General features: G+C 47.0%; 19 protein-coding genes. 10 read left to right on the forward strand and 9 right to left on the reverse strand.

Annotated elements, in window-relative coordinates; translation table 11 throughout:
* Positions 1 to 442 (forward strand): tetratricopeptide repeat protein (locus tag QUA07_RS09885; protein ID WP_333324561.1); only part of this gene is annotated, 442 nt, incomplete at its 5' end.
* Positions 443 to 551: 109 nt separating this feature from the next.
* On the opposite strand, the gene QUA07_RS09890 is transcribed toward QUA07_RS09885, so the two are convergent.
* Positions 552 to 1,892, reverse strand: a complete 1,341-nt coding sequence (locus tag QUA07_RS09890) for a peptidylprolyl isomerase (protein ID WP_333324563.1) — start codon at positions 1,890 to 1,892, stop codon at positions 552 to 554.
* 122 nt (positions 1,893 to 2,014) lie between these two features.
* On the opposite strand from QUA07_RS09890, the gene QUA07_RS09895 reads away from it, so the two are divergent.
* On the forward strand, positions 2,015 to 2,563 hold the full coding sequence (locus tag QUA07_RS09895; protein WP_445243544.1) for a peroxiredoxin: 549 nt from the start codon (positions 2,015 to 2,017) through the stop codon (positions 2,561 to 2,563).
* Between the two features lie 504 nt (positions 2,564 to 3,067).
* Here the strand turns inward: QUA07_RS09895 and QUA07_RS09900 are convergent.
* Positions 3,068 to 3,607, reverse strand: coding sequence for a phosphate-starvation-inducible PsiE family protein (locus QUA07_RS09900; RefSeq protein ID WP_333324565.1), 540 nt, complete (start codon positions 3,605 to 3,607; stop codon positions 3,068 to 3,070).
* Between the two features lie 381 nt (positions 3,608 to 3,988).
* Here QUA07_RS09900 and QUA07_RS09905 point away from each other — a divergent pair, with 381 nt between their 5' ends.
* Entirely contained in the window at positions 3,989 to 4,594 is a 606-nt protein-coding gene (locus QUA07_RS09905; RefSeq protein WP_333080613.1) for a superoxide dismutase, read from the forward strand.
* A 102-nt stretch (positions 4,595 to 4,696) separates the two neighbouring features.
* Here QUA07_RS09905 and QUA07_RS09910 read toward each other — a convergent pair whose 3' ends face one another.
* Complete coding sequence (locus tag QUA07_RS09910; RefSeq protein WP_333324568.1) at positions 4,697 to 7,432, reverse strand: bifunctional acetate--CoA ligase family protein/GNAT family N-acetyltransferase; 2,736 nt, start codon at positions 7,430 to 7,432, stop codon at positions 4,697 to 4,699.
* Positions 7,433 to 7,843: 411 nt separating this feature from the next.
* Between QUA07_RS09910 and pflB the strand changes: the two genes are divergently transcribed.
* The 4 genes from pflB to clpS all read left to right on the forward strand — a co-directional run bounded on the left by pflB (position 7,844) and on the right by clpS (position 14,274).
* Positions 7,844 to 10,072: a formate C-acetyltransferase gene (gene pflB / locus QUA07_RS09915; RefSeq protein ID WP_333324726.1), complete on the forward strand. Its 2,229-nt coding sequence runs from the start codon at positions 7,844 to 7,846 to the stop codon at positions 10,070 to 10,072.
* A gap of 179 nt (positions 10,073 to 10,251) precedes the next feature.
* Complete coding sequence (gene pflA / locus QUA07_RS09920; protein ID WP_333324570.1) at positions 10,252 to 10,992, forward strand: pyruvate formate-lyase-activating protein; 741 nt, start codon at positions 10,252 to 10,254, stop codon at positions 10,990 to 10,992.
* Between the two features lie 124 nt (positions 10,993 to 11,116).
* Entirely contained in the window at positions 11,117 to 13,750 is a 2,634-nt protein-coding gene (adhE, locus tag QUA07_RS09925; protein WP_333324572.1) for a bifunctional acetaldehyde-CoA/alcohol dehydrogenase, read from the forward strand.
* Between the two features lie 230 nt (positions 13,751 to 13,980).
* Positions 13,981 to 14,274, forward strand: a complete 294-nt coding sequence (gene clpS, locus QUA07_RS09930; protein WP_006633998.1) for an ATP-dependent Clp protease adapter ClpS — start codon at positions 13,981 to 13,983, stop codon at positions 14,272 to 14,274.
* A 70-nt stretch (positions 14,275 to 14,344) separates the two neighbouring features.
* Here the strand turns inward: clpS and QUA07_RS09935 are convergent, their stop codons facing one another.
* On the reverse strand, positions 14,345 to 14,842 hold the full coding sequence (locus QUA07_RS09935) for a biphenyl 2,3-dioxygenase (protein WP_333324574.1): 498 nt from the start codon (positions 14,840 to 14,842) through the stop codon (positions 14,345 to 14,347).
* 110 nt (positions 14,843 to 14,952) lie between these two features.
* A complete protein-coding gene (locus tag QUA07_RS09940; protein WP_333324575.1) occupies positions 14,953 to 16,071 on the reverse strand; it encodes a tocopherol cyclase family protein in 1,119 nt (372 codons plus the stop codon).
* Positions 16,072 to 16,317: 246 nt separating this feature from the next.
* Here QUA07_RS09940 and QUA07_RS09945 point away from each other — a divergent pair, with 246 nt between their 5' ends.
* A complete protein-coding gene (locus QUA07_RS09945) occupies positions 16,318 to 16,899 on the forward strand; it encodes an Npun_F5749 family FMN-dependent PPOX-type flavoprotein (RefSeq protein WP_333324577.1) in 582 nt (193 codons plus the stop codon).
* A 162-nt stretch (positions 16,900 to 17,061) separates the two neighbouring features.
* Here QUA07_RS09945 and cysE read toward each other — a convergent pair whose 3' ends face one another.
* A complete protein-coding gene (gene cysE, locus QUA07_RS09950) occupies positions 17,062 to 17,868 on the reverse strand; it encodes a serine O-acetyltransferase (RefSeq protein WP_333324579.1) in 807 nt (268 codons plus the stop codon).
* Between the two features lie 213 nt (positions 17,869 to 18,081).
* Positions 18,082 to 18,564, reverse strand: coding sequence for a hypothetical protein (locus QUA07_RS09955; RefSeq protein ID WP_333324581.1), 483 nt, complete (start codon positions 18,562 to 18,564; stop codon positions 18,082 to 18,084).
* Positions 18,565 to 19,111: 547 nt separating this feature from the next.
* Between QUA07_RS09955 and mrdA the strand changes: the two genes are divergently transcribed.
* A complete protein-coding gene (gene mrdA, locus QUA07_RS09960) occupies positions 19,112 to 20,938 on the forward strand; it encodes a penicillin-binding protein 2 (RefSeq protein WP_333324583.1) in 1,827 nt (608 codons plus the stop codon).
* 272 nt (positions 20,939 to 21,210) lie between these two features.
* Here the strand turns inward: mrdA and QUA07_RS09965 are convergent, their stop codons facing one another.
* Positions 21,211 to 22,965, reverse strand: coding sequence for a DUF3352 domain-containing protein (locus QUA07_RS09965; protein ID WP_333324585.1), 1,755 nt, complete (start codon positions 22,963 to 22,965; stop codon positions 21,211 to 21,213).
* Between the two features lie 235 nt (positions 22,966 to 23,200).
* On the opposite strand from QUA07_RS09965, the gene QUA07_RS09970 reads away from it, so the two are divergent.
* Positions 23,201 to 23,827 carry a Uma2 family endonuclease gene (locus QUA07_RS09970; RefSeq protein WP_333324587.1) on the forward strand — a complete coding sequence of 209 codons (627 nt, stop codon included), beginning with the start codon at positions 23,201 to 23,203 and terminating at the stop codon, positions 23,825 to 23,827.
* A gap of 9 nt (positions 23,828 to 23,836) precedes the next feature.
* On the opposite strand, the gene QUA07_RS09975 is transcribed toward QUA07_RS09970, so the two are convergent.
* Entirely contained in the window at positions 23,837 to 24,442 is a 606-nt protein-coding gene (locus QUA07_RS09975; protein WP_333324589.1) for a pentapeptide repeat-containing protein, read from the reverse strand.
* Positions 24,443 to 24,572: the final 130 nt, after the last annotated feature.

Below are 24,572 nucleotides of genomic sequence, written 5' to 3' on the forward strand. Positions count from 1 at the left end.
TGTGACCCGCTACAAATTAGGCTATAAGCAATCGGCGATCGAAGATTTAACTACAGCCATCGAACTCAATCCTTACCGAGCCAAGTATTACAGCAATCGGGGGTTTATGCTGACTCGTTTAAAAGATTATAGTGCGGCGATCGCCGATTACAACTCGGCACTGCTGCTCAACCCTAATGTAGCTCAATCTTACTTTAACCGAGGTGCTATCCGCCTACAAATGGAAAATTCCCTGGCAGCACTAGCTGATTTTGAGTCAGCAATTCGCCTCGATAGCGCTTTTGCTAAAGCTTACTTTAACCGAGGACTGACTAGATATAAATTGAGAGAGGTTCAGGGAGCATTTGAGGATTTTCAGAAAGCTGCCGAGCTTTTTAAGCAGCAGGGGAGAATGGATTCTTATCAAGAGGCAGTTTCTCAAATTACAAAGCTATGGTGTTAGTTGAATTTGGCAATTGGGAATAGGGAATAGGGAATTGGCTATTGATAATCAGGTAAAGTGCACTGAAGAGCACCCTACCCTTATCTTTATTGCGTGAGCCTTGTTAAAGTTAGCCAACTCTCAAGGCAGCGTCTCCGGGGGGCAAGTTATCGGCAACGTAAGCAGAAGAAAAGTTAATTTCAAAAGCAGCATTTTGAACTGCTGCAGGAGTGGCATTTTGAACCACAGCCAAAGTAGCTCCTCCAAATTGAATGAGTGTGTTGCTGCCTGATTGAGTGAATGAGGTGTTGGATAAAGGGCTGGTCAAGCCAATACGATCGCCATCTCCCGGCCTAAAATCAAGAATTATATCGCTCGTCCCATCCAACTCCAGAATTTCACCCGTAACCCGAACAAAAGTATCTGCACCTGCGCCACCAGTGAGAGTATCGCTGTCAACATCCCCGATTAAAACATCGTTACCATCGCCGCCGATTAAAATATCGTTTCCTCGGCCGCCTCGCAAAAAGTCGTTACCAGCATCACCATTGACATTATCGTCGCCGAGATTTCCGTTGATAATATCGTCGTCAACACCGCCGCTAATGGAGTCGTTACCTTTGCCGCCTCTGAGAAAGTCGTCGCCTTCTTCGCCACTGATGGTATCGTTGCCTTGGCTGCCGTTAATTCCATCACCATACGTGGCTTCACCGAGGATGCGATCGTTTGCGCTACCTCCCACTACACCGCCGGGATTTTGCTCATAGTCTTGGGGAGTGACTTGATAGTTGTTCGGGGTGTTGGCCAATCTGAGGGGTCGCAAAGGCAGATTTGCCAAATTGGTAATGTTAATGGAATCGTTAAGGAAATCAACATCGGTAATGATGCTAGAAATCCGACTGGGGACGATGCCGTCAACGACTTTTGCAGTTGAAATGCGATCGCCCTGCTGCACCGCATTCACCGTTTCAAAACCTTGAATAACGTTGCCAAAAACAGCATAACTACCATCCAAAAATGGCAACTCATCCAAAGCAAAATAAAACTGCGAAGAAGCCGAATCCAAAGCATTGGAACGAGCCATTGCCACAGCCCCGCGATTATGCCGCAACTCCGGCGTCTGGGTTACAACTTGGTTGTAAACAGGTTGCGCGGCCCCTTGCGGCTTAATTTCCAAAGGAATAAAACGCGCCTGATTGGTATCCGGGTCAATAAAACTACCCGTTCCCAATTGACTTGCTGGAATTGTCGTATTTCTGCTGCGCGGATCGCCTCCTTGCACCACAAAAGGATCTGGCTGGCGCACAACTCGGTGAAACATCACCCCGTCGTAAATGCCTCGTTCAACTAAGTCAACAAAATTTCCCGCAGTAATCGGGGCATTAGTACCGTCTACTTCGATCGTAACGGGTTGACCGTTAATTACCTGGACTACTATAGCTTTGCCGGTTAACGGGAGTGCAGCGCTCATGGGTAAATCGCTATTTGAGTGAGTGATCTTTGGGTTTTAGAAGCAATCCGCGAATTGCCCCTACCCATTTAATCAGAAAACTGTAAACTTGTCTTAAGTACAGTTCTACTTCTAAATTTATGATGTCTCGCCGCAATTTTTTTAGCACTTTATTGGCAATTTGTCTAGTTTTTCTAAGTTTCAATTTTGCCACACCTGCATTTGCCCTCGGCGGTAAGCTTCCTCCGGTAAATCAACCAGCGCCGGAGTTTTCTTTGCCGACAAACAGCGGGGACGGACAAGTGTCGCTGTCGGATTATCGCGGTAAGTGGCTGGTAGTCTATTTTTATCCGAAAGACTTTACTTCAGGATGTACGATCGAAGCGCGGAGATTTCAGCAAGACTTGCCGAAATACTTGGCAAAGAATACTCAAATTATCGGTATTAGCGCTGATGATGTCGATTCCCATGCGGAATTTTGCGATTCGGAAGGTTTGAAGTTTCCGCTGTTAGCTGATACGGATGGTAAAGTGAGTAAAGCTTACGGTTCTTGGATGAGTTTTATCTCAGCGCGACACAGTTTTATTATTGATCCTGAAGGTATTTTGCGTGAAACCTTTGTGAAGATTAATCCGGCGATTCATTCTAAAGAAGTGTTGGCTCGTTTGGGGGAATTACAGGCTAACGGGTAATACCATTTTAGATTTGAGATTCTAGATTTTAGATTTGAATAAGGGGGAATGATGGATGAAGCTTGTCTTTGTAGTTAAGACTACCTTCCTCTGAATTTTCAGAGGATTTTAGGCTTCACTGCAACCGTTATCAGGTTGATTTGACCTCACATCTTGCACCATTCTCAATAATCCTTTTTTGGGTGGGATATCCCAGGGCGGTTTCATTCTCTTGTAGGGGCAATCCCTCGTGAAGATCCCCGATATTTGAAACATCGATTTCATCGTCCGTGGGGGGCGGGCACTCTTGGCACCGCCCCTACAAAAGCCTGATTTTCGTGAGAATGAAACAGCCCTGTGGGATCTCCTGCCCAGCCTACAAGAAAATCTACTCTCTGTGGAACGGGCAAGATGCCCGTTCTGGACAATGGTTCAACATCTCAGTTTTACGGGAAATGATGGCTGGTAACGCGACAAGCAATATTAGAGTAAATTTAAAATCTTAAATCGCCTGTCATGCCATATTCAATGAGAATTAAACTTGGTATTGGCTACAACAGATGCGGAAGAAGATTCATTGTCTGATAGATTTCTCTTTCTGCTAGCCATGCGACGTTCCGGGTCAATTCCCTCGAAGGTTGGGGGCAACCAAACTCGGACTACCAACAACACTCCCAAAACCAGCAAAAATGCGCCTGTTGATAATATTTGAACCCAGGGAGTTTCCAGCACTCCCCGCACGATGACTTCTCGCAAAACAGATACTATACAGACTTCCACAGCCACACCTATCGAAACCCGCTGCTCTTGCAAGTAAATAATTAGCAGCCGAAATAATTCCACTAAAACTAATAAAAATAGAATGTCTGCCGTCACTTGCTGGAAATTCAAAGGAGGCAGCAGCGAGAAAAACATTTCTCGCAGTTCTAGCACCATGAAACAAAACAAACCAATACATAGGGAAATGACAATTAAGTCTTGGACTGTTTCCAGAGCGGTGACGATTAATTGCAGATTCAACCATTGAGGGGGGTGACTAGACGAGTTGTTTAAACGCTTTTCCATTGACACATCCTGCAACTTGTTTGACTTTCTTACAGCTTAATTGAACTTAGGTTAATGTTTGACAATTTACAGGTTTAATCTATTTATCAGTCTCATAAAATTTCGAGCGGTTGACAATTTCACACACACTTTTATTTGTCTCCCAGGTAGCTTGACATTTAGTAATACTTTATGCTATTTGAAGTCGGCAAGAAGTAGCTTTGATATCTAAAAAATAGAAGTCTGAATCCTAAAATGCTGCAACTGCTATAAAATAGGAAAATTGTAAAGAATTATTTACCACAGCTTGATACACTCAAGCTAGTGACTCTCGGCTTGAATCATAAAAAAGCCACCAAGTCAACCGAAAAACCCAAAGTAATCCAGAGAGGATTGAACACCATGGCATTTGAACTAGCACCATTACCCTTCGCCGCTGACGCCCTAGAACCAGCTCATATGTCGGCCAACACGTTTTCGTTCCACCACGACAAGCACCACGCTGCTTACGTCACCAATCTGAATAAACTGATTGAAGGGACTGAAATGGCGAGCAAATCCCTTGAAGAAATTGTCAAGGAATCTGCTAAAGACCCATCCAAAGCAGGCATTTTTAACAATGCAGGTCAAGTTTGGAACCACAACTTTTTCTGGAATTCGCTCAAACCGGGCGGCGGTGGCACTCCGACAGGAGCTTTAGCTGACAAAATCAACGCCGACTTCGGCAGCTTCGATAAATTCAAAGAAGAATTCAAGACTGCTGCGACAACTCAGTTCGGTAGTGGCTGGGCTTGGCTGGTTGTGGACAACGGCACTTTGAAAGTCACCAAAACTGCTAACGCTGACACCCCGCTTGCACACGGCCAAACTCCGTTGCTGACTTTGGATGTGTGGGAACACGCTTATTATTTGGATTTCCAAAACCGCCGTCCCGACTACATTACTAATTTCTTAGATAATTTGGCTAACTGGGAGTTTGCAGCAGCAAATTTGGCTGCGGCGGCTTAGTAGCATCTTAGTTTGAGGACTAAAGTCCTCACTACAAAACGATAAAGTTTGTAGTGAGGACTTTAGTCGTGATGAATGAGAATTATTTAACCAAAGTTGCGATTAGCAGACAAAAACAGCTTTCAACATTCCTTCGCCTCGGTCTGGTTGGAGTTCAAATCCTAGTTTTTTACAGAGGCTCTGCATCTTGTAGTTGCTATTGAGAATGTAGCCAACGATCGCCTCTAATTTCTCTTCCTGACCAATTTGCAGCATCCGCCTCAATAATTCTGTTCCCAAACCGCGCTGCTGATAGCTATCGCTAACGATGAGGGCAAATTCGGCTTGGTTTGTGCCGTGGAGTTTGCTCAGACGCGCTACTCCCAAAATCCGGTGTTCTGAGCTTTCCGGGTCTTGACGATCGGCTACTAACAGCATTTCCCGATCGTAGTCAATAAAACAAATCCGGGTCAAACGTTCGTGAGCGATGCGGTGCTTTAACTTTACCATGTGAGCGTAGCGCAAATACACACTCTCTTCGGAAAGTTCTTCGTGGAACAGCACCATCAGCGGCTCATCTTCTGGGCGAATCGGACGGATGGTGATGGGACGATCGCCATTAGTTGACCATGTTTGAACGTATTGCGTAGGATAGGGGCGAATCGCGGGTGAAATGGGGTTTTCCGTTGTTTGCAGAACAACGCGGGCATCAAGAGCGATCGCACCTTCAGGAGAAACCAACAGTGGATTAATATCAATCTCGGCAATTTGAGGTTGCTCTACAATTAGTTGACTGAAACGAACTAATAACTGTTCGAGTTGTACCAAGTCAATTGCCGATCGACCGCGCACTCCTTGCAAAGCTTTATAGATGCGCGTTTGCTCCATCATCCGGCGCGCTAGGGTAGTATTTAAAGGCGGAAGTGCGAGCGATCGATCTTGAAAGACTTCCACTAATTGTCCGCCGGAACCAAACAGCATCACTGGCCCAAATTGTGGGTCGATACTGCTACCTAAAATTAGTTCATAGCCTTCCAAATGCACCATCGGCTGCACGGTTACGCCGAGAAACGCTGCAGGATCGATCGCCCGTACCCGCTGGGCGATCGCCTCAAAGGCACTAATTACAGCCTTAGCATCGCCTAAATTTAGTTGAACGCCCCCCACATCGGTTTTGTGAGTAATCGTCTCAGAATGCAGTTTTAGCACCACTGGATAACCGAGGATCTCGGCAATTTCCACAGCTTCCGTCGCACTCGCTGCAATTTCTGTCGCTACGGTGGGAATGCCGTAAGCTGCCAGCAACTGTTTTGATTCGTACTCGGTTAATAGAGTGCGATTGTTTTGGCGGGCGGCAGTCAAAATCTTCGCAGCAGTCGCACACCCCGAAGTCTCGATTTCGCAATCAGCGGGGAGAGAAGGCGTTTCGTAGATAGCGCGCAGGTTGTATGTGTACCGCCACATATAGTTGAATAATCTGACGGCGGTATCGGGATAGGGAAAAGTCGGAATATTTGCCTGATTGAGAATTTGCGTTCCCGCTGACACTTCCACACCGCCCATCCAGCTTGCTAATAAGGGCTTTCCGAGTTTGCTGTAAGACTTGAGTTTTTCTGCGGTTTGGGTGGGATTTGTCATCGCTTGTGGCGTTAGGATGACCAGCAATCCGTCACTATTGGGATCGGGAGCGACAACTTCTAGAGTTTTGGCGTAAAGATCGCTACTAGCATCGCCCAAAATATCGATCGGGTTGTGATGACTCCACTGAGGGGGCAAAAACTCATCAAGCTGCTGCAGCGTCTCCGGTGACAGATTGGCCAGGGCACCGCCGTCGCTAATTAAGGCATCAGTGGCGATCGCCCCTGGGCCTCCTGCATTGGTGACGATCGATAGGCGGTTGCCCTGCGGTCGCGGTTGCTTGGCCAGAATTTCTGCCATGTCGAACAAATCGGAAATCGTATGTACCCGCAACGCGCCACAGCGACGGAAAGCAGCGTTAAGCACGTCATCGCTGCCGGTCAAAGCTCCCGTATGGGAAGCGGCGGCTTGGGCGGCGGCAGCGGTACGTCCTACCTTGAGAATGATGATCGGTTTGTCGATCGCCACTGGGCGGGCGGCGGACAGAAACGAACGAGCATCACCCATAGATTCCATGTACAAAACGATACTGTGAGTATGGGGATCGTCCCCGAAATACTCGATCAGATCGCCCCAACCGACATCGAGCATAGAGCCGATCGACACAAAAGCGCTAAAACCGACATTTTCCCCCAAACTCCAGTCGAGAATCGAAGTACAGAGGGCGCCGCTTTGACTGATGAAGGCGACATTGCCCGGACGGGCGATCGTACCTGCAAAAGTAGCATTGAGCCCAACCACAGGATTCATCACACCGAGGCAATTTGGGCCGATAATCCGCATTCCGCCCCGACGCGCCTCGGCCATAACTTGCTGTTCTAAAGCCTCCCCAGCCGCACCAATCTCTTTAAACCCAGCAGAAACAATAATTGCTCCTTTCACCCCAGCAGCGATACATTCGCGGATCACTTGTGGCACCCCAGCAGCAGGCGTAGCAATCACCGCCAGATCCACTACTTCCGGGACGCTAGCAATATCAGGATAAGACTTGAGCCCCAACACGCTGTGGCGCTGGGGATTCACCGGAAAAACTGTTCCGCCAAACGGATTCCGAATCAAGTTCCACAGGAGAGTTCGTCCGACGCTTCCTTCTCTCTCTGTTGCGCCGATTACAGCCACGGAGCGAGGCCTAAAAATCCGATCGAGCGGATGACGCTGTTCTTTCCAAATATCGTGAGCCGGATCGCTCGCAGTGCTTTGATTTCTTGAATTTATCTGCATAATACCCTACTTCAATTAATCAGCAATTAATATTGCTCTGCTTTCGATAACAATTAACGCATCCAATCTCAACTCTTTTTCTACTTTTTTTCTACTTTTTCTTCATCTTCTTCGGGTGTTCGCCGTTCCTGAAAAAAAATCTCATTGCGCGTTTCCGACCCGCCCGCCCTTAAACAACATTTCGGTTGTCAAAGTGTTAGTTCGGGAACCCCTTTGGTCAGAGCTTCCTCAACAATTCACGAGGATGTTCTGCCTACTATCTATCTTAATTCTTCCCACGGAATTAGCAAGTCAATTTTTGTAACAAATAGCGAAGCGGTATTTAAAATAGTGAAATTAAATATATACTACATCTAGTGGTCGAAGAAGAAAAAATCGATCGCTAATAAAAAAGTGAGTGGAAAGCAAGCTATGTTTGCAGAATGGCACGGCTTTACTGAAGGCAACTGGACAAACGAAGTCAACGTCAGAGACTTCATTCAAAAAAATTACACCCCCTACGAAGGAAATCCAGAATTTCTCACAGCACCAACCGAAAAAACCCAGCAGCTTTGGCAAAAAGTTCTGGAATTAATGAAGCAAGAGCGCGAAAAAGGCGTATTGGATGTTGATACAAAAGTTCCCACATCTATCACGGCTCATGCAGCAGGATACATCGATCGCGACTTAGAACAAATAGTAGGTTTGCAAACCGATAAACCTTTGAAACGTGCTATTATGCCCTTTGGGGGAATTCGCGTGGTCAAGGCCGGTTTAGAAGCTTACGGCTATCAGCTCGATCGACAAACAGAAGAAATATTTACGAAATATCGCAAAACTCATAACGATGGTGTATTCGATGTTTACACGCGCTCGATGCGTCTGGCGAGACGTTCTGGTATCATCACAGGTTTGCCAGATGCCTATGGACGCGGGCGGATCATCGGTGACTATCGGCGCGTTGCTTTGTACGGTGTCGATCGCCTAATTGAGGATAAAAAAACACAGCAAGAATCACTCGAACTAGAGGCGATGGACGAGGCAACTATTCGTTTGCGCGAAGAGTTATCCGAGCAAATTCGGGCATTGTTTGAGTTAAAAGAAATGGCTGCTAGCTACGGCTTTGATATTGGCCGTCCGGCGGCAAATGCACGAGAAGCTGTCCAGTGGGTGTATTTTGGCTACTTGGGAGCAGTGAAAGAACAAAACGGGGCAGCGATGTCTCTGGGGCGCGTATCGACGTTTTTAGACATTTATTTCGAGCGCGATTTGCAAAATGGCGTGAATTCCGAAGTGGAATTGCAAGAACTGATCGACCATTTTGTCATGAAACTCCGCATGGTGCGGTTTTTGCGGACTCCCGACTATAACGCTCTGTTTTCAGGCGATCCAACTTGGGTAACAGAGGCGATCGGCGGTATCAGCGATGACGGTAGAACATTGGTAACTCGTAACAGTTTCCGATTCTTGCACACTCTCTCAAACCTCGGTACTGCACCAGAACCAAATCTCACCGTGTTGTGGTCGGAAAACTTGCCGGACAACTTCAAACAATTCTGTGCGAAGGTATCCAGCGAGACAAGTTCGATTCAGTACGAAAACGACGATTTGATGCGCCCTCAATACGGCGATGATTATGCAATCGCCTGTTGTGTTTCCGCCATGCGAATTGGCAAGCAAATGCAGTTTTTCGGCGCGCGAGTTAATTTAGCTAAGACTTTGCTCTATGCGATTAACGGCGGTAAAGATGAGAAGTCCGGCGACCAAATCGCGCCGCAGTTCCCACCGATTACTACCGAATATCTCGATTATGACGAGGTAAGAGCGCGGTTCCACGACATGATGGCGTGGTTGGCAAAAACGTATATCAATACGTTGAATGTCATTCACTATATGCACGACAAATACTGCTACGAACGGCTGGAAATGGCCTTGCACGATCGCGATGTTTACCGGACAATGGCCTGCGGAATTGCGGGACTGTCCGTGGTGACAGATTCCCTGTCGGCGATTAAAAACGCTAAAGTTAAGGTGATTCGCAACGAGCAAGGTTTGGCAGTGGATTACTCGATCGAAGGAGAATATCCAAAATATGGCAATAATGACGATAGCGTAGACAGTCTAGCCATCGAACTTGTGCAAAGCTTCATGAACGAAATTCGCCAGCAAAAAACCTACCGTGGCGCTGTAGCGACTCAATCGGTACTCACGATTACTTCTAACGTAGTGTACGGCAAAAAAACTGGTAGCACTCCCGACGGACGTAAAGCAGGCGAACCCTTTGCTCCCGGTGCTAACCCGATGCACGGCCGAGATTCCTGTGGGGCGATCGCATCCTTATCTTCTGTAGCAAAACTGCCTTACAGCGATTGTCAAGATGGCATATCGAATACTTTTTCGATTGTACCGCAGGCCTTGGGCAGAATGGAGAGCGATCGGACTAACAACCTAGTTGGTCTGTTAGACGGTTACTTTCACGATGGCGGCCATCACCTCAATGTTAACGCGCTCGATCGGCAAACATTACTAGATGCGATGGAACATCCAGAAAACTATCCCCAGCTAACAATTCGCGTCTCCGGTTATGCGGTTAATTTCATCAAACTTACCCGCGAACAGCAATTAGATGTGATTAAACGGACTTTCCACGAACGGGTATAGCTTCGACTTCGCTCAGCTACCAACCTAAACGCTGTCTGAGCAAAGCCCAAACTCAAACTTCGACTTCGCTCCGTTAACGATTTAACCGCTGGCTGAGCGGAATCGAAGCCCAAACTAAAACTTTAACTTGACGGCTGACTGAGCGGAGTTGAAGCCAAGCAAAATTCAAAACCAAATCAATGTCTGGAATTGGTCGCATTCACTCAATCGAAACATTTGGTACCGTAGACGGCCCCGGAATCCGGTTTATCGTCTTCACCCAAGGCTGTCCCCTCCGTTGTCTTTACTGTCACAATCCCGACTGTCGCAATTCCCACGATGGTAAAGAAGTAACCGTCGATTATTTAATGAATCAAATTACCAAATGTAAATCCTACCTGCGGAAAGGAGGCGTTACAGTCAGCGGCGGCGAACCGTTGATGCAGCCTGATTTTGTCAGAGAAATCTTTAGCCGCTGTCATCAAATGGGGTTGCATACAGCCCTAGACACATCAGGATTCTGTGTTTTAGAAGTTGCTAAACCGGTTCTGGAAATGACCGATCTGGTTTTGTTGGACATCAAATCCTACATTCCCGAACTGTATTACCAAGTCACCAATGTTTCGATCGAGCCAACTTTAGCAATGGCCAAATATCTCAGCGAAATTGGCAAACCGACGTGGATTCGCTTCGTTCTAGTTCCTCACCTCACAGATCACATCGAAAACGTAGAAAAATTAGCGGAGTTTATTGCCAATCTGAACAATGTGGAAAAAGTAGAAGTATTACCATTTCATAAAATGGGAGAATACAAATGGGAACAATTAAAACTGGATTACGAACTCAAGGATACACCTCCAGCTTCACCGGAACTCGTGCAACAAACTGTTGATATTTTTCGCAGTCGCGGGGTCCATGCGCTCGGAGCTAGCGGTATATAATAATTAAAAGACCGCGTACACAAGTCACCCACAATCTTGAAATTATCTGCGTCGATCTGCAGGTTCCCTACCACTCAAAGATTGAGGCAATAATTTTCCCCAAATAAACATCAGGCAAAATAACATGAAAGTTACCAATTTAGAGGAATTAGAAGTCCTAATTCAAAAAGTAAAAGCAGCCCAAGCTGAATTTGCCACCTACACTCAAGAACAAGTCGATCGCATATTCAAGCAAGTAGCTTTAGCTGCTAATGCCGCCCGCATTCCCTTAGCCAAGGCAGCAGTCAAAGAATCGGGAATGGGAGTGATCGAAGATAAGGCAATCAAAAATCATTTTGCCTCGGAAATGATTTACAACAAATACAAAAATGACAAGACTTGCGGTATCATCGAGTCCGATCGGCATTTTGGCTACGAACGCATTGCCGAACCCGTGGGAGTGCTGGCGGGAATCGTTCCTGTAACTAACCCGACTTCCACCACAATCTTTAAGTCTTTAATCGTGCTCAAGACTAGAAATGGCATTATATTTTCGCCCCATCCCCGTGCAAAATCCTGCACTGCTGCGGCGGCAAAAATCATCCTCGATGCTGCTGTAGCTGCAGGAGCACCACCGGATATTATTGGGTGGATTGACGAGCCAACTGTGCCACTTTCCCAAGCTTTGATGCAGCACCACGATATCAAACTAATTTTGGCAACTGGCGGGCCGGGAATGGTAAAAGCTGCCTACTCTTCAGGGCATCCGTCCCTCGGTGTCGGCGCAGGAAATACTCCCGCCATCATCGATGAAACCGCCCACATCCAAATGGCTGTCAGCTCAATTTTGCTCAGCAAAACTTTCGACAACGGCACGATTTGTGCTTCGGAACAATCGGTAGTTGTTGTGGATGAGGTGTACGACGCAGTGCAACTGGAATTTATCAAGCGCGGTGCTTATTTCCTCAATGCTGAAGAACGGGAAAAAGTGCGTCAGGTAATCTTAATTGATGGTCGATTGAATGCCGAAATAGTCGGACAATCGGTGCAAAAGGTGGCGCAGATTGCGGGTTTTGTAGTGCCGTCAAACATCAGGGTTTTGATTGGAGAAGTGGATGTGGTAGGTAAAGAAGAACCCTTTGCTTGTGAAAAACTTTCGCCGATTCTCGCAATGTACCGCGCCAAGGATTTTACTGAAGCAGTAGACAAAGCTGAAGCGCTGATAATTTTTGGCGGACACGGCCATACTTCTGTACTCTACACCGCCCCCCACAATCAGAAGCACATTCGTTATTTTGAAAGCAAACTAGAGACTTCGCGGGTACTGATTAATACGCCTTCTTCTCAAGGTGCGATCGGCGATTTGTACAATTTCCGCCTCGATCCCTCCCTTACCCTCGGTTGCGGTAGCTGGGGCGATAATTCCATTTCTGTCAACGTGACACCCCATCACCTGCTCAATATCAAAACCGTAGCAGAAAGGCGCGAGAATATGCTCTGGTTCCGCATTCCTCCCAAAATTTATTTTAAGTCGGGTTGTCTTCCTGTAGCTTTGAGGGATCTTGCAGGTAAGAAACGTGCTTTGATCGTGACGGATAAACCTTTGTTTGAATTGGGATTGACTAAGGAAGTCACAGAGAGTTTGGAAGAAATCGGCATCGAGCACTACACATTTTACGATGTGGAACCCGATCCTTCGCTGGCTACTGTTCGCAAAGGTTTAGAAATCTGCAATAGTTTCCATCCAGATGCGATTATTGCCTTTGGTGGTGGCTCGCCGATGGATGCTGCTAAAGTAATGTGGCTGATGTATGAGCATCCAGAAATTGAGTTTGAAGGATTGGCGATGCGGTTTATGGATATCCGCAAGCGGGTATACGAACTGCCGCCTTTGGGTTCAAAGGCAATTATGGTGGCAATTCCAACTACTTCGGGAACGGGTTCGGAAGTCACGCCTTTTGCGGTTGTTACGGATGAACGATCGGGGATTAAGTATCCGCTTGCAGATTATGCTCTGACTCCGAGTATGGCGATCGTCGATCCAGAACTTACGCTGAATATGCCCCGGAAACTGACAGCTTACGGCGGCATTGATGCGCTAACCCACGCTTTAGAAGCTTATGTTTCTGTGTTGGCTTCTGAGTATACAAATGGTTTGGCTTTAGAAGCGATTCGTTTGCTGTTTAAATACCTGCCCAGCGCTTACAAAAATGGTGCTAACGATCCGAAAGCGCGGGAGAAAGTACATTATGCTGCTACGATCGCCGGCATGGCATTTGCCAACTCTTTTCTGGGGGTTTGTCACTCAGTAGCTCACCAATTAGGTGCAACTTGCCACGTCCCTCACGGTTTAGCGAATGCGCTGATGATTTCCCATGTAATTCGCTACAATGCGACGGATGTTCCCTTCAAACAAGCGATTTTTTCTCAAAACAAGTATCCTAACAGCAAGTGGCGTTATGCTCGAATTGCAGACTATCTGAGTTTGGGCGGGGATACAGAAGATGAAAAAGTTGAGAAGTTGATCGCAGCGGTGGAAAATCTCAAGCGTGAGGTAGATCTTCCTAGCACGATTCAGGAGGCGATCGCCAGTCAGGGAATGAGCGATGATTTCTTTTTTGCTCGCGTTGAGGAAATGGCCGATCGTGCTTTTGACGATCAGTGTACCGGAGCGAACCCCCGCTATCCACTGATTGAAGATTTAAAGCAACTTCTGCTGCAAGCGTACTCTCACGGCGGCGACACTTCTGAGGTCGATCGAGTGTTAACTGTAGTGTAATCGGCGCGGTGCAATAGATTTCTCCAGAAAAGCCTGTCAATGGGGGCAGGATGTCTAACCCCTACTCCCCACAGGAGTTTCGGGAGAAATCTAACGCAGGGCCCGGTGGTGAAAATAAACCCCGAAGCGGATCAAAATACCAAGTAGGGGTTAAAAAAAATCTGAAATTGTGTTAAAATTTTAGAGGTAACTATTTTACGAATTTTGTAGTTTTAGTGGCTGTTCGCGCGATGACCTCTTCACCAACCATAGCACCCGTTCGATCGAGTCAAGTTACCCGCAAACCTTATCCAAACTATCGGGTAATAGTCCTCAACGACGATTTCAACACATTTCAGCACGTTGTGGAATGTTTGACAAAATACATTCCAGGGATGACGAGCGATCAAGCTTGGAAACTCGCCAACCAAATCCACCACGAAGGCCAGGCCACCGTTTGGGTTGGCCCGCAAGAGCAAGCAGAACTTTATCATATGCAATTGAGCCGTGCAGGACTGACAATGGCTCCGCTAGAGTCTACTTAAAAAGTGTCTAGAGGGCCGAAAGTTCGATTAATTTTCGGTAATTCATCTGAAATTGAACGGAGATTGGGATTTAAGAGGCGATCGTAATTTTGCCAATCATCCCCGCTTCCGTATGTCCGGCTACCGTACAGCGCAGGTTGTAGGTTCCCGATTTCATCGGCACAAACACCCATTCTGCCATAGCGCCCGGTTTTAGTTCCAGTTCGTGAATACTTCCTTTAATTTCCACTTTCCCAGCTTCAACTTTTTGAGTCCAACTCGCATCAGCAAAGTTTTTAGCAGTAAAATAATGTTTCTGCGAACTGGGATTTTTCAGCACTAATTTATAGCGCTTGCCCGATTCAAATTCTAGCAGATTGAGAAAAAACTTAAGTTCCCCAGCTTCGTTACCCAAACTAACAGTAATTTCGGTGACAGGTTGCCGAGACAAATCACCGGCAGCACTAGCAATTGCCGTCGGCATCAAGATTGTACTCAAACATAAAATTACTCCCAAAATCACCTTGAGAGCTTGTTGTAACCCCTGGCTGCGGTATAATTTGCCTTGCAAACCGAGTAAATTGATCATGGCTGTTCTGACTACTGTTAACTATTCACTGACTAATGACGACTGACTAATGACGACTGACTAATGACGACTGACTAATGACTAATGACTAATGACTAATGACTAATGACTTAATTCGATCGCCAAACTTCATCCCAAGGCCCGCCCCCAACTTCCAAACCCGATAAAGAACTTTGAGCCTCTAAGATAATTCTAGAACGCTGCTTGCCATTTTTTTCCACATTTCCCCCCAACAACTCTCGCAGTTGCAAGCGCAATTCGCCGTGCGTCGTATCCCGGCAGCAAAAAGCCATACCTTTTTCTGTAGGAGTTCGCACATAAGTACCAGGACTGTTTGTAGTGCCAATTAACTCAACTTCAAACTGACTGTTTCTAGCCTGCATTTTCCAGCTTCCCCAAGGTTGAATATTCCAACTAACTTCCGAATTCCAAGGCACAAATTCGTAAAACTTGCCTCGGTAATGTAGACCAATCATGGCTACCGATTCCATCCACCACAGCACGCCCCGCTTGCCGCCACCAGCGGTTAAAGCTAAATCCTTTTCGCCTTGAAAACAATTGCAATTAATCCAAAACCACTTTTGCGGAAAAGCACCGCCCCAGTTTTTTTCGCTGTAAGCGGGAGCATCTTTAAATTCGTAGCGTTCGCCATTCCAATCAATCCAGCCCGTGGCTAAACCGTGAGCCATTAAAATTTGCCATCCCGGCTCAAATACGGGGAGAAAAGATAGCATTCCTGCGGTAGATTTCTGGAGTTCCTGAGAGTTTCCCCAGCCATAAATAGGTTGAATTTCGTACTGCCAAAAACAGTGGCTGCCGCTTCCCGGATCGTGCAGATAACCTTGATTCAAAGTAGCAGTAGCTTGATAGCCTTCTTCGACGCGGCTGTCGAATACTTGCGGCTCTAAATATTGGGGTTTAATTTGTAAATCTGTTTTGCCCCAATGTCCGAAACCTAAGCTTTCTCGCTCCGCCCAAAACTTATTTACATTGGGAAAAGTGCGACACAAATAGCTATCTTTCGGGCCGAGAATCTGAGCTGCACCGCCACTGTAAGGTTGACCGCCTCTGGGGTCTTCGATGGAATACATGAATGCAAAGGATTGTCCGTGAATCGGTAATGTTATTCGGTAGTACCAGCCTTCAAAAAAGCGCCGGGCACTACCGTCCCAGTGGTAGCCACTGTGGGGAGTTTCAATAGTTTTGAGTTTTGAGAGTGAATTTGACATAAAATTAGCAATAGCAGAAAGAATAGTTATTAGTCAGTAGTCATTAGTTATTAGTTATTAGCTAGCAGCCAGTAGTCAGTGGTCATTACTCATAAGGAAGAAGGAAGAAGGAAGAAGAAAAACAAAAAACTATGCCCAATTCCTAATTCCCAATAACTAAGGACTAAGGACTAAGGACTACTGACTACTGACTACTGACTACTGACTACTGACTAATCCCATTACCAATATGATAGGTTATTAATTATGTCTTTAGCACTTTGGCGATCGCCCTTAGCTCGTGCCCTCCACCGCAACCGCAGTCTTGCTTTTGCCCGTTACTTGCAACTTGCAACTGTTCGCGTCACCGGGCGTCCGGCCAACCGCACTGTGGTGTTTCGAGGCTTTTTAGGAGATACTAATCAGTTGAAATTTATTACAGATATTCGCAGCCAAAAGGCAGAGGAAATTAACCTCTATCCTTGGGGGGAAATTTGCTGGTATTTCCCGAAAACTCGCGAACAATTTCGGATTGCTGGAAAGCTAGTTTTGGTAGGGGCAGATTATCCAGAGGCAGAGTTGTGCTCATCGCGATGCACAACTTGGCAGGAGCTTTCTGAGGCGGCTAGAGCGCAGTTTGCTTGGCCGCATCCGGGGGATGACAAAGCCGAGGCTAGTGCTTTTGATTCTGCTTCCCCAAATGCGATCGAGCCGCTGCCTAATTTTTGCTTGCTGTTGTTGGAACCGGAAACGGTGGATTTGTTGGAGTTGCGGGGGGAACCGCAAAACCGCTCGCTTTATCGGCGCGACGGGGAGGGAAATTGGTCTGTGCGATCTGTTAATCCTTGAAAAAGAAGTCATTAGTCAGTAGTCAGTAGTCAGTAGTTATTGGTTATTAGTTATTAGTTATTGGTTATTTGTTGTCAGTTCCACTGCCCGATGCCCAATGCCCAATGCCCGATGCCCAATGCCCAATGCCCAATGCCCTATGCCCGATGCCCAATTCAAATTTTAGATGCCGGTGCCGTCGAAAAATTCTTGAATTGCTTTATCTTTTAACTGGCAGCTAGGGGTTGTAACTAGCTGTGTTTTTTCGGCTACGGCTACATTGCTGGCTGGGTTTAAAGATTCTGATACTGAGTGGAAATTGTGGGAATTGGGAACAGAAGTTAAGGAGACAGATGGTTTAGGAAGCAAACTTTTTACTTGCTGTTCGAGGGACTCGATACGATCGAGCAAAGAGCGAATTACCACAGCTTCCGAATCCGGCAAACTGCCGTGTTCTAGGGGATTGACGCGCACTCCCGATCGATAGACGATGCGGCCGGGAATCCCTACCACTGTACAGTCAGATGGTACGTCGCGGAGTACGACAGAACCGGCGCCGATGCGGACGTTATTGCCAATTTGCAGATTGCCGAGTACCTTGGCGCCAGCACCTACAACTACGTTTTCGCCGACGGTAGGGTGACGCTTACCACTTTGTTTGCCAGTACCGCCCAGGGTGACACCTTGGTAAATTAGGGCAAAATCGCCGATAATCGCTGTTTCGCCGATCACAACCCCCATACCGTGGTCGATGAATACGCTTTTGCCGATGGTTGCCCCTGGGTGGATTTCAATTCCGGTCAAAAAACGAGCAATGTGGGAAATCAAGCGGGGGATGAAGGGAAGTCCCAACACATAAAGCCAGTGTGCGAGGCGGTGCAACACTAGGGCCTGAAGACCGGGGTAGCAAAACAAAACTTCCAGCCAGTTGCGAGCGGCAGGGTCGCGATCAAAAATTATACTGAAGTCAGCTCTAAGAGTCTTTAGCACTTTCGGAGTTACCTATTTTGGTTAAACACGCCACTTTCGATTTTACATTTTACTGGATGGGGAAGTGAGCGGTCGATCGGGAGATTGGAGAGTGGGAGAGTGGGAGTGGGGGAGAGTGGGAGAGTGGGGTTCCTGGAATGGGGCATGGGCAATTGGCATGGGGCATGGGCAATTGGTAATTCTTCCTACTGACTACTGACTACTGACTACTGACTATTCCTGTACTGAGACTGTATAGTTAGACTTGACTCCGGGTTCGACAGTACCTACCCAAATCCTGTAAGAGCCTGCTTGCCAGTCTGAATCAAGTATGCCAGCATCTTTATTCTGACCTATATCGTCTCCGCAGCGCACCGCATTACCGGGGCCTTGTACGAGTAAGGTCGTGTCCTTGCCTCCGCTGTGGACTTGGAGTGTGAGTTTTGAAAAGTTTTCCTGCAAGACTATGATGTGGTCGGGAGTTGGGGTGGCAAAACCCAAACATTTGTTTTTGTGGCGATCGGCGTTGGCTATGACAGATAGAGAGTACGATCCGCCTGTAGAACCTCTCAAAACTGCTGTTGGGGCTGCAAAACCTCGCGATAAAGTTAAAGTGCCGAAATTGGCTGTTTCTGCTAAAACTGGTAGGGCGGCGATCGCGGCGATCGCAGCCAAGAGCGCACCGTTTTTGAAATTGGCTCGCTGATTAAACAACATGGCAATACTCCAGGCGTCACAACTTAAAATCACAACTCAGAATTTACCCATCGCAGCCCCTCGAATACAAACTATGGAGGAAGAATAATTTTTAAATTAGTTCAAAACCTCCTGGCTTCTCTTCCTTATGTCTATCAGGACAATCCCTGTACGATCGCGCTCGGTTGTGCCAGTCGGATTTCTGCCACAGGCGATCGACTCATATCCGAAATTGTACGGTGTCAAGATGATAAATTTGATACTCCTAGCCTTCCTGTTGGCGCTCGGCTCCCTATTGACACAGGCCTTGGTATTGTTACCTATAGGTCTATCTGGCTGGCTCCACCTCCCTAATTGGCTGAGCCTGACCTTGATTTTTCTGTCGATTTCTTGGTGCTTGGGGGATTAGTGAGCAGTCATGAGTTAATTAGTGATTAGTCAAAAGTTAACGCTCAATCATTCCGCTTCCCCCAAGGCGCAAGGCGCGATCGTCCCCGGTTTGATGATGTATACTTCAAAATTGACAATTCAAGAATCTAAAATCTAGGATTTGACATCTACCTATAGAATGATGCAACGACAAGTTTATTCGATCTCAGCATTTCACTCTTCTGACAAAACCCTGGCGGAAACTCCTAAGAAACAGGAGCGTCCGATACACCGGGCGATCGTGTTAATGCTGGTGGCGACCGGTTTGCTGGGCCTGCACGCTAGTCGGCTGGTGGAATTGCAACTGATACAAGGGAAGCAAAACCGGGAAAGAGCCGAAAACAATCGCGTTCGCCTAGTTCCCATGCCGGCTAATCGCGGACATATTATCGATCGCAAAGGGAACTTGCTAGCAGCAAACAATTTAGCTCGATCCGTATATTTGTGGCCGAAAGAACAAACGCCGGAACAGTGGAAAGCGACAGCAGAAAAGTTGAGTCCGTTGGTTAAAATCCCGGCCAAAGAAATTTTAAAAAAATTAAAAGAGGTCGATCCTCAATCCTACAGACCGGTGCGGCTTAAGCAAGCAATGCCGCCAGAGGTGTTTGTGCCACTAGCAGAAGAGGTGGGACAAATGCGAGGAGTGGAAGTGCGGCCAGAAGCGAATCGCTACTATCCCGAAGGCAGTTTGGCCGCTCACGTGATCGGATATATTGGCGAAGCTACCGCAGCAGACTTAGAAGACCATCCCGAATATCCGATGGGGATGATTGTCGGTCAAATGGGCATAGAAGCGAGCTCTAACCAGAAGATTGCCGGAGTTTGGGGCGATCGGCTGATCGAGGTAAATGCCCAAAATCAAGAATTGCGACTGATGGGAGATACACCGCCCAAACCCGGTGAGGCGGTGCAGCTAACCATAGACTTGTCCATGCAAAAAGCAGCCGAAAAAGCCTTGGGGCAGCGCCGGGGAGCAGTAGTGGCACTGGATGTCAAAACCGGGGCGGTATTAGTTATGGCCAGCCACCCGACTTTTGATCCCAATCTGTTTACGCGAAAAATCACTAAGGATGAGTGGGAAACTCTTCAAGATCCGCAAAATCCATTTTTGAATCGGGCCATGCAAGGCTATCCCCCCGGCAGCACGTTTAAAATTGTGACTTCCGTCGCGGGCCTGGAGTCGGGCAAATTTTCGCCGGACTCAATTCTCGGTACTTCTTCTTACATTACTGTGGGGGGAATTGATTTTAACGAACACAGCGGCGGTTACGGCGACATCGGCTTTCGGGATGCTTTGGCTTTCAGCAGCAATACATTTTTTTATCAAGTGGGGATTAGTACGGGGCCGGAGCAAATTTCTAAGTGGGGACACCGCCTGGGAATTGGCAAGGATACGAATTTGAATCTTTTGGGGCTAGGTGGCGGCGATTACGGTCAAATCCCGACGCCGGAGGAGAAGGAGAAACTTTATAAAGAACCTTGGTATGCGGGTGATACGGTAACGATGTCGATCGGGCAAGGGTTGGTGTTGATGACTCCTTTGGAGGGGGCGGTAATGGTGAGTTCGATCGCGAATGGGGGCTATCGGGTGAAGCCTCATCTGTTGACTTCTATGACCGGCACAGCGGAGACTAAACGGGTACATACGGGGATGAAACCTTCAACCATTCAGGTGGTGAAGGAAGGACTGATCGCGGTAGTTGCCCAGGGTACGGGACAGGGGATGAATGACGGTACGATTCCACTGACGGCGGGCAAAACAGGGACTTCGGAGGTCATCGGACAGGAGGATCACTCTTTGTATGTCGCCTTCGGGCCCGCTGACAAGCCGGAAATCGCGATCGCCGTGATTGTGGAAAATGGCGGTTATGGTTCTGTTGCCGCGGCCCCGATCGCCAAAGAGGTATTTCAAGCTTATTTTGGGCCACCTAAAAACGTGAAGCAGCCAGTAGTTATTAGTCCTTAGTTATTGGGAATTGGGCATTGGGAATTGGGCATTGGGCATTGGGCATTGGGAATTGGGCATTGGGAATTGGGCATTGGGCATAGTTTCTTGTTTTTCCTTCTTCCTTCTTCCTTGTTCCTTCTTCCTTCTTCCTTCTATCCTTTACATCCGTTACATCCGTTACAGAATCCGTTGCCGAACTTCCTTGTTCCTTCTTCCTTCTTCCTTCTATCCTTTACATCCGTTACATCCGTTACATCCGTTACAGAATCCGTTGCCGAACTTCCTTCTGACTAATTCAGCCGCATAAATATAGTAGCTTTGCGAATTCCTGTTATTTCTCCCGTACTGGTGACAGTAAGCGATCGCAAGTGATCGAACAATGGTCTTGCCGAAAGTTCAATTAACCTCAACAGCGGGATTTGTTTTTCCCAAATTGCCCTGCTGGAGGGCCAGTCTAAATAAAAATAGCCGTCGTTAGATGGCGGAAGCGGTTCAATGCTGGTTTGAAAATCTTGATTGGCAACTAAAGAGCCTGTGTCTGCTGCTTCTAGTGCTGCGTCCATTGCTTCTACTGAAGTGGTAAAAATTTCGTATTTGCCGACGGTGGCTCGGACTCCTTTTGCCTCGGTTTCGATCGCACTTTTTCTATTATTTTCTCTTCCATAATTTGCGTTCGTTGTCAACTGCGTCCAAGCGGTAATTTTCTGGTTTCTAAGAGTGAAGCTGCCGATGCTGTATTCTTTGCTGCGGGCAATTTCATCGAGTTTGTCGATCGCCTTTTGGGAATCAGCAGAGTTTTCGGCGGCAAAAATCCAGTCTGCACCATTTGACGAATTCGGAAGCACTGCTAAAGCGTATTCTCCTTGTACCCAGTCAAATATATCCTGCTGCAGGTTGACGCCCCAAACTTGCTGAATATCTGCCAGGGTGCGATCGACTAAATTTGACACTTCTGCATTAGTGGACACCGCCGATGACAAATCAGCCCAAAAATTCCTTAAATCGGTGCTGGCGACCGCGAAAGGACTGGCTGAGGGAATGTATTGCAAGGCTTGCACCGGTTCGGAGAGTGTTGGAGAAGCTGTGTTTTCTCGCGATGTCACTAAAGCAGTTTGAGCCAGCAATCCCCGTCGGTTGACTCCGACAGCAACTGCGAGAGAATTAAGAGAAACTGGGGGATTTTGCTCGGTTGCTGACTGCGGGAGATTGACAAATGCTAAAGCGATTCTACCTTGATTTAGCTGCTGCAAAGCTTTTTGATATTCCGGGGTATTGTTGAGATTTAGGTTGGCTGATTCAACGTTATTAATTGCCTCTCGAATCACAATCGGGCTATTGGAAAATAAAACAAAATTTTGGTTCTCCCCAAAATTAAAATTACCGCCGATGGCTGCTGTTGCGAAGCTGGATGGCAACTTTGAATTCGGCAGAGAAAACTGGTTAAAAGGCAAAAGCGAAGTAGATTTTTTCTTGGCTATTGGTGGTTGTTTATAATTAATTTTCACCCCTTTATATAGTTCCGAATGAACTGTTTTATCGGCACGAGATTGTTGGCGCCAGTAGGAGTCGAGAAATTGTTGGCTGCGATCGACCTTTTGGGAGGAAACGGCCAGCAAAAACCCGGCTTGTTGGCCGTTGCTGCTGTCGCCATCGAAATCAGGGGTTGTGACGGCGAGGGTTATTTCGTCACCTATCCAAGGTTGGATATCTCTACTGTAATCGAGGCCTGTATTGCCGAGGAGACTTTTTTTGATTTGCTCAAATTCTGCGTGCGATCGACTTCTTTCTTCGGGAGTGGCAAAAACTTGTCGCAATGCTTCGAGGCGATCGGGATTTACCAGCATTGATGCTAACAAAGGTGCTTGTTTCGAGACAAACACAGCCGCAGCCGGAGTAGTTGTCGGCCCGCCAGCGAGCAAATTCAGGGGAGTGTGAGTTGTCAGCCAGTAAAAACCGCCGGCACTCAAGCCTAAGAGTGCCAAGACGCCAGCAATGAGGAAAGAAAAGAACGATCGCAGCTTCATACAACAAGGACTAATGACCACAGTCTATTATTAACTATAGCCTTTCTCAGTAACATGAGGTGTTCTTGGGCATTGGCTAAACAGGGCATTGGCCAAACAGGGCATTGGCCAAACAGGGCATTGGAAGAGTACCTTACTTTCGTGAGAACCGCTATAGAGCAGCGCATAATCGTAGCTGTCGGCAGATACTTTTTGTGCGGTTCGCAAAAAAAAAAGGCTAAACTAAAATATTCTCAATATCTAAAACCCAAGTAAAATGCTAACAATATCAACCCCCCCCGAACAGCGAGTTTTACTGCAAAATATCAGTTGGCAATTATATGAAAGCCTGCTAGCGGAACTGGGCAACAAACGTTCCACCCGAATTGCTTATCATCAAGGTCAATTAGAAATTATGGTGCCGCTACCGGAACATGAAAATCGCAACAGGCTAATCGATCGCTTAATTGTAACTCTCATCGAAGAACTTAATCTAGAGTACAACCCCTTTGGCTCTATGACTATTAAAAAACGCAAAAAAGCAGCGGGTAAAGAACCAGATTCCTGCTATTATATCCAAAATGAAGCACTGGTCAGAGGGAGAACAGAATTAGACTTTGCTCAAGATCCGCCGCCAGATTTAGCACTGGAAATTGATATTACCAGCAGTTCCTTAAATCAATTCGATTTATATGCAGATTTAGGCGTACCAGAAATTTGGCGGTACGACGGACGAAGCATCAAGTTTTATCAATTGCAAAATGGCGAATATGCCGAGTGCAATTTTTCCCGGGCTTTCCCGATGCTACCCACTGCAAAAGTTGACGAATTTATCGATCGCACTCAAACTACAGGCGCAACCACAGCAGTGCGAGAATTCCGGGAATGGGTAAAAAATCAGTAATTGTGTACTTTACCACGGCACTCCTCGCGCATCGGAAAAATCGGCATCTAGAACCGCCCCCGGATCGAATACAGCATCAGTTAAATCAGCTTTTCTAAACGACGTTATCGACAATTTTTCTATTTGTTCAACAGCGATAAAAAATCCGATCGCAGTTAACCCCAGAATTACCCCAGAAACCAAAAATAAAACAATTCCCCTGATAGTATCTCCGCCTAAAAATGTCACAATACCGCTAGCCCCGATCGCAGCCGCAGCCCCAGCCACAGCCCCCGCCACAATCCCAGCCTCGCACCGAGTCACAGCAATCGCCGTAGCCGCCGTTCCAGCCACCGCCACAGCCCCCGCATCTGCCCCGGCAATCAGTCCAGTCAAAGCCCCAGCCGTCGTCACTGTCACCGCCGTTACCCCAGCCCTAGCAATCAAATTTCTCACTCGCCTGCGGCTTTGTCCGGTTCTGACACCCTGAAAATTTGCCCCCCTCAAAATCGCCCCGGTAAAATTGCAGCCTCGGATGTCGGAACCGCTGAAATTCGCCCCTGACAAGTCAAGCCCTTTAAAAGAACGGTTCCGCAAGTTTTGGTTAGCAAAATTGAGATTTCGAGGTTGAGTCATTCGATTTTAGATTTTAGATTTTAGATTTTAGATTTTAGGTTAGCAACCCAAAGACCTAGGATTATAGATTTTAGATTATAGATTTTAGATTAACCAAGCACAGGGCATTTAGAATAAAGCCTGTGGTTTA

It is taken from the genome of Microcoleus sp. T3_A4, assembly GCF_036700465.1.
Classification (GTDB): Bacteria; Cyanobacteriota; Cyanobacteriia; order Cyanobacteriales; family Microcoleaceae; genus Microcoleus.